The 6,270-nt window shown below is 28.5% G+C and carries 6 protein-coding genes; all 6 read left to right on the forward strand.

Annotated features, from left to right (window positions below):
• The coding region (locus AB1444_16010) for a hypothetical protein (GenBank protein MEW6528160.1) at positions 1-410 on the forward strand (410 nt) is incomplete at its 5' end.
• Between the two features lie 78 nt (positions 411-488).
• On the forward strand, positions 489-1,574 hold the full coding sequence (locus AB1444_16015) for a general secretion pathway protein GspK (protein MEW6528161.1): 1,086 nt from the start codon (positions 489-491) through the stop codon (positions 1,572-1,574).
• A gap of 15 nt (positions 1,575-1,589) precedes the next feature.
• Positions 1,590-3,221: a pilus assembly protein PilM gene (pilM, locus tag AB1444_16020; GenBank protein ID MEW6528162.1), complete on the forward strand. Its 1,632-nt coding sequence runs from the start codon at positions 1,590-1,592 to the stop codon at positions 3,219-3,221.
• Positions 3,222-3,224: 3 nt separating this feature from the next.
• Complete coding sequence (locus AB1444_16025) at positions 3,225-3,743, forward strand: hypothetical protein (protein ID MEW6528163.1); 519 nt, start codon at positions 3,225-3,227, stop codon at positions 3,741-3,743.
• Between the two features lie 17 nt (positions 3,744-3,760).
• A complete protein-coding gene (gspN, locus tag AB1444_16030; protein ID MEW6528164.1) occupies positions 3,761-4,600 on the forward strand; it encodes a type II secretion system protein GspN in 840 nt (279 codons plus the stop codon).
• A 10-nt stretch (positions 4,601-4,610) separates the two neighbouring features.
• Positions 4,611-6,270 (forward strand): 4-hydroxy-3-methylbut-2-enyl diphosphate reductase (gene ispH, locus AB1444_16035; protein ID MEW6528165.1); only part of this gene is annotated, 1,660 nt, incomplete at its 3' end.

The raw sequence follows: 6,270 nt of genomic DNA on the forward strand, positions 1-6,270 counted from the left end.
GCAATAAAAGTTTGGGAAAAGTTGATTTTGTTACTATCAATTCAGTAGATACGTTGCTTGCAGGTAAACTATCTGAGTCAATGCCGCAAACTGATGTTTTTGAAGTGGGATATTATTTAAAACAAATGGAACAACCTGACCAAAATGGCAACTATCTTTACTATCTGATGAGAAGATGTGATATTACTTACGATGAAGACCCTCTTAATGGTGGCGATAGTTCATATATACTATCCAATGTTGTTGATTGTAAATTTGAATTTGGCATAGCTCAAAAATTCACCGATAAATGGGATTCCCGTGAATATCGTCGATTCCCAAATTCTGTGAAAACTACTTTAATAGTAAAAAATCCAAATGGCAATGATGAAAAATTTGTATTTATATCATATATTAATTTAAGCAGATAGATACGTATAATCATGTTAATACTGATAAAAAAATCTATTAAAAAATTATATAAAAATCAAACCAATCGGGGTTATGTTTTGATAATAGTATTAATTATCATAGCTGCTATCATATCGATTTCATCAGAATTTTTAATTTTGGCTCAAACAAATACCAGATACCTGCAATCATTTACTAACAGGCAAAAGGCTTATTGGATTGCACGTTCAGGGATAAATTTAGCTATAGAATTACTTGAAGCTGATAAAAAAGGTTCAATTGCAAATTTTTTAAGTGGGGACATTGAAACAGACCCTAATGTTGATTCATATAAAGATATTTGGGCTCTTCCTTTGCCTGAAATTCCACTGGAAAATGGTAATATTCAATTGCTCATTGAAGATGAAAATTCAAAAATAAATGTAAGTGTACTGGCTAATGAATTTGTTGACCAAACACCCTATTATATTATCACACAACGATTTTTTATTAATATGGGTTTGCCCATAGACCTTGCTGATTGCATTCTAGACTGGGTGGACATTGATGATGCCCGTTCACCGTATGGTGCAGAAACTTCTGATTATTATCAAAACTTAAAAAAGCCATATAAAGCCAAAAATGCTGCGTTAGATACAATTAATGAATTGTTGCTTATTAAAGGTATTTCACCTCTCATATTTTATGGATTAGGTGGCGGCAATTATGGTTTGGAAAGTAATCTTGTAGATAATAACAAAGGATTACAGAATGTGATTGAATCATTAAGCGGTGGTACCAAAATTGAGATTTCAAAAGATATGTCACTAATAAAGATTGGGAAAGAGAAAAATAGAGCATTATATAATTATTTCAGAGTAAATGGCGAGCGCAGTGACTATTTGAATGATATTAATAAAATTAATATAAATACTGCCAGTTTCAGAGTATTATCTGCATTGACAGACGCCATGACAGATGATAAAGTGACAGAAATTATAAGAAGAAGATTGCAAAAACCATTTAAAAATGTTGATGAAATCAGTGATATAATTACTGATGAAACTATACGAAAAAACCTGTTAACTGTTCGTTCATATATTTTTAAAATAAAGTCTATTGGGAAGGCAGGTTCAACTTCTTTAAGCATTGTTGCCTATTACCATAGGGAACGCAAACAAATTATAAACTGGTCAGAGGAATAAGACTGGAGGTTTACCTTGTTTGAAAATATTGCTGTTTTTGATATAGGTTCATTTTCAATAAAATGCATCAAAGCAAAAACTGGTTTTAAAAATTTCCAGGTTGAATCCCTTATTATCGAGGATCTTGATTTTTCAATTGATAATAAAATGGAAAGAATAACTAATGGAATTGATAAGATACTTTCACAAAATGATTTAACTGATTATACTGTTATTACAACATTGACTTCAAATAAATTATTTTTTTATACCTTAAATTTCCCTTTTAAAAACATTAGACAGATATCAGAAGTAATTGGATACGAAATTGCAGATTCAATCCCACTTGATATGGATTCAGTGATTTATGATTTCCAGCCAATTCAAACTGAAAATCTAGAAGGAATGGATGTAATTGCGGTTGTTGCGCAAAAAACTTTAATCCATCAAATAATAGAAATTTTCTCTAAATATAATCTGAATCCTGCATTTGTTGGAGTTGAATTTAATTCACTATTTCAATCGTATAATTATTTCAACACAGTACAAAATGAATCTATTATTCAGCTCAATATTGGATATGAAAAATCTATTATTAATTTAATTATTAACAACCATTTATGTGCAACTCGTTGTCTTTTATTTGGCGTGAAGAATATTGAAGATCATTTAAATAAGATACTATCTGAACAATATGGCTTGAACCAATTCATTTCAAATCATTCTTTTGATTTATCATCTTTTGAAAATAATATACATTATGGCTTACATAAAAAACTAAATATTACGCAGCAAAAATTTAAAACAATATTTACCAATATCCAGAATGAAATTGATATTCTAATCAACGAAGTTTTGCTATTTATCAATGCTGAAACTCAAAAATATGAAAATTTCTCATTACAAAGAATTATTATATCAGGTGGTGGTGCATTGCTTACAGGTTTTAGTACAATTCTATCTCAACAATTGCAAATACCAGTTGTAATGCAAACTTTGATGAACCAAACCAGCGATACTGAGGTCCAATCACAATTCTACATTGCTTTTGGGACTTTAATTGATTATATTAATCGCTCAAAACAAAAAACTATCAATCTTCTTAAAGATGAATTTCAGGTATCACAATTTCAACAGTCTAAAAAGAATTTTTATATTGCCCTTTTTTATGGCTCACTAAGTGTACTTTTTCTTGTCTTATTCATTATTTTATCATTGATCTACCAATTATCATCATCATCATATTATAACAGGATTCTTGAAGATAGATATAAACGGTATTTTCTTACCAATATGATTCCTGAAGACCCTATTAAAGAAGCAACAAACCGATATGCCACATTAAAACGAGAGGTGGATAGCATAGAATCTTTTCTCAAGATTGATGATAAAATGATAGAGATTCTCAATTTGTTAGTGTCTAATTTCCCATATGATGCAAATTTTGATTTAAATAATATGGTTATTAATGAAAGCATTATCAGGTTGGATGGGTCAATCAATTCAACAGCAAAAATTGATGAATTTAAAAATAGATTAGTACAGACACAAAAATTTGAATCGGTTGTTTTCAATACCAATGTTATGCAAAATAATGTAAAATTTTCAATGACAATTAAATTCAAATCAAATAAGCCTAAACGTCAAACTACTGTCAATGAGGAATAAATAATGATAAAGCTTTCTAATAGAGAAAAATTATTATTAAAAATTCTCATCGGTACATTAATACTCATAATTGGATATAATTTTATTTTTACGCCATTATTTAATTATTTTTCATCTTCTGATACAATAATTGTCAGTGATAAACAAAAAATAGAACAGCTTGATAGAATATATAGTAATTATAAAGAACTGGAAACAAAGCGAAATCAATATATGACTCTTTTGAAAAGTGATTCGGAAAACATAAGTACAATGATTGAACAATGGGCTCAAAACAGCAATGTAGCAAAAAATATTGCTTACTCACGGCGTAATCAAACAAATGTTCAGAACAAGTACATACGAATAACAACCGATATGAAATTAGATGGGGTGTCGATACAATCTTTGCTTAGATTTATTTATGAGATAGAAAGTTCTAATAAGCTGGTTAATATCAGCTATCTCAGAATTAATAAATCATATAAATCTCCCAATCTGTATGATGCAAATTTAAAAATTGAAAGCTATACTTTACAATAATCTCCTGGATGTATGATATGAATTTTAGTGATTATAAAATAATGATAAAAACATATTATGACAGGTTTTATAATGTTCTTAAAGAGATAGTTACTGTACAATATTTCTGGCGCTATTTTGTGCTTTCAATTATCATGATAATACTATTTGTTTTTTTTACTTTCCCATATGAAATTATCATTCAGAATAAAATTAAGGAAGTTGAGCAGAATATCGCTAATTATATATCCATAGGTAAATTAAAAATACATACTATTACCGACTCAATAGCCGAAGACATCACCATAGAATTAAAAAATGGAACGGAGATTACTCTCCAGAACGTTTTATTTAACTTTACCATTAATCCCATTTCAATATTTATTACTAATCATTATGATGGAGCAGTAAAGATACATAATCTGAATTTGAAAGGTGAAAAATTACAGATAAAAACAAACGCTGATATTTTCTATGATCTTAAATATAATAAACCTATTCCGTATCCAGTAGAAGGTAATATTATTTCAAGCATGAAGGATGTTTCTATCAAAGGAATTTCTATACAGGGTTTTGAAATACCAGACATAAATATTTCACAAATAAAGTCAGAACTGGTTTTTGAAAAGGGTAATATGATTAATCTTAAATATCTTTTATTCTCAGGTTCAGAGATAAGAGGCAATGCATATGGGACAATTACCCTATCCAATTACTTCCAGAACTCTTCACTTAATATAACAATTCAAATCGATTCACAATCCAGTATTCTGGAAGATTATAAAGTTTTGTTAGAATCGATGATGAAACCAGGTACAAAAAATATTACAATTAAAATAATGGGTACAATAGGTAACCCTAATATTGTTACTCAGTAGAAAATGATATATGAAAATAAAAATTGCTGAAAATACTGGCTTTTGCATGGGTGTGCGTAAAGCTGTATTGGATATTGTTGATGTAATCAATAAAAGTAGTGAACCAATCTATGTTATTGGCCCTCTTATACATAACCCGCAAACAGTGTCCATTCTTCAATCACGAGGCATTATTACAATTGATTCCATTAATGACATTCAAAATAAAATAATAGCTATCCGTACACATGGCATACCCAAGGAATCATTACGGTTATTAAAACAAAATGCTTCCAAAATCATTAATTTAACGTGCCCTCGGGTAGCACGTGTTCAGGGTATTGTCAAAAAGTATTCCAGGGAAGGTTATTTTGCCATTATCATAGGAGATAATCATCATGCAGAAGTGGAGAGTGTTAAAAGCTATGCAGATGCTGGTGTTATCGTAATATCCAGTGTTGAAGATATCAAAAAAATTCCTGATGGTTTAAAATATATAGTTGTAGCACAAACAACCTTTGATGAGTGCCTTTTTGAAGAAATCACTGACATTTTAAAAAGAAAATATAATGATATACTGATTTTTAATACAATCTGCGACTCTACTCATAAAAGGCAAAGCGATGTGATTAATGCTGTAAAAGAAGGAATTGATACATTAGTTGTTGTAGGTGGTAAAAATTCAGCTAATACCCAGAGATTGGCACAAATAGGTAAAAACAGTAATATTAAAACATTCCATATTGAATCTGAAGAAGAGCTTAATGATGAAGATTTTAAAAATTCAAACTATGTTCTTGTAACAGCAGGCGCTTCAACTCCTGGATGGATTATAAATAATGTACTGGAGAAATTATATTCCATATCAAACAAATATGAAAATCCATTGTTATATTTTATTATGCATTTTTTTGAAATTGCTATAAGATTAAATATTATTTCATCAATAGCCAGTTTTTTCATGTCCCTTTTAATAGAAAAAATATCAGGTATATGGTCATCATATAAATTACCATTTCTTTCTGCATTTTTTATATTTATAATGTATGCCGTAAATAACTACTTTTTAAAAGATACTCTTAAGATTACAAATCCATTTAAATATAAACTTCACAAAAATAATCATTTTATAATTTTAGCTTCTACTGTTGCAGTTATTTTGTTTTCAATTATAATTACATTTAACATTCAAAATTATTTATCACTTCTTGTATATTATACAATATTACTAACAGGAATGATTTATTCTTCTAATTATTTCAAATCCTTAATAAATAAATATACACCTTCCTTAATTAAAACATTATATTCAATTAAGTCAATTCCAGCTAATATTGGATGGATTATCGTTACGTTATTTATACCAGCTTGCTATGCTTTCCAGGATACCACATTGAGTGAGATACATACAGGTATTGTTTTATCATTAATAATCTTTCTATCATATTTGATAATATCTAGAAATTTATTACTGGATTTTATTGGGTTCAATGGTGATCTCATTATTGGTAACGTTACCGTGCCAATAATTTTAGGTATTAACAGGGCCAAATATTTATTCTATATATTTTCATTTATAGCAATGGCAACAGTATTATATGTATCTATATTCTACAACATAAATTTTATATTTTTTATTCTTAATATAATTATCAATCACTATCTTATTTTAAAAATTTCAAACCTCAAAT

The sequence above is a fragment of the Spirochaetota bacterium genome, from assembly GCA_040756435.1.
Lineage (GTDB): Bacteria > Spirochaetota > UBA4802 > UBA4802 > UB4802 > UBA4802.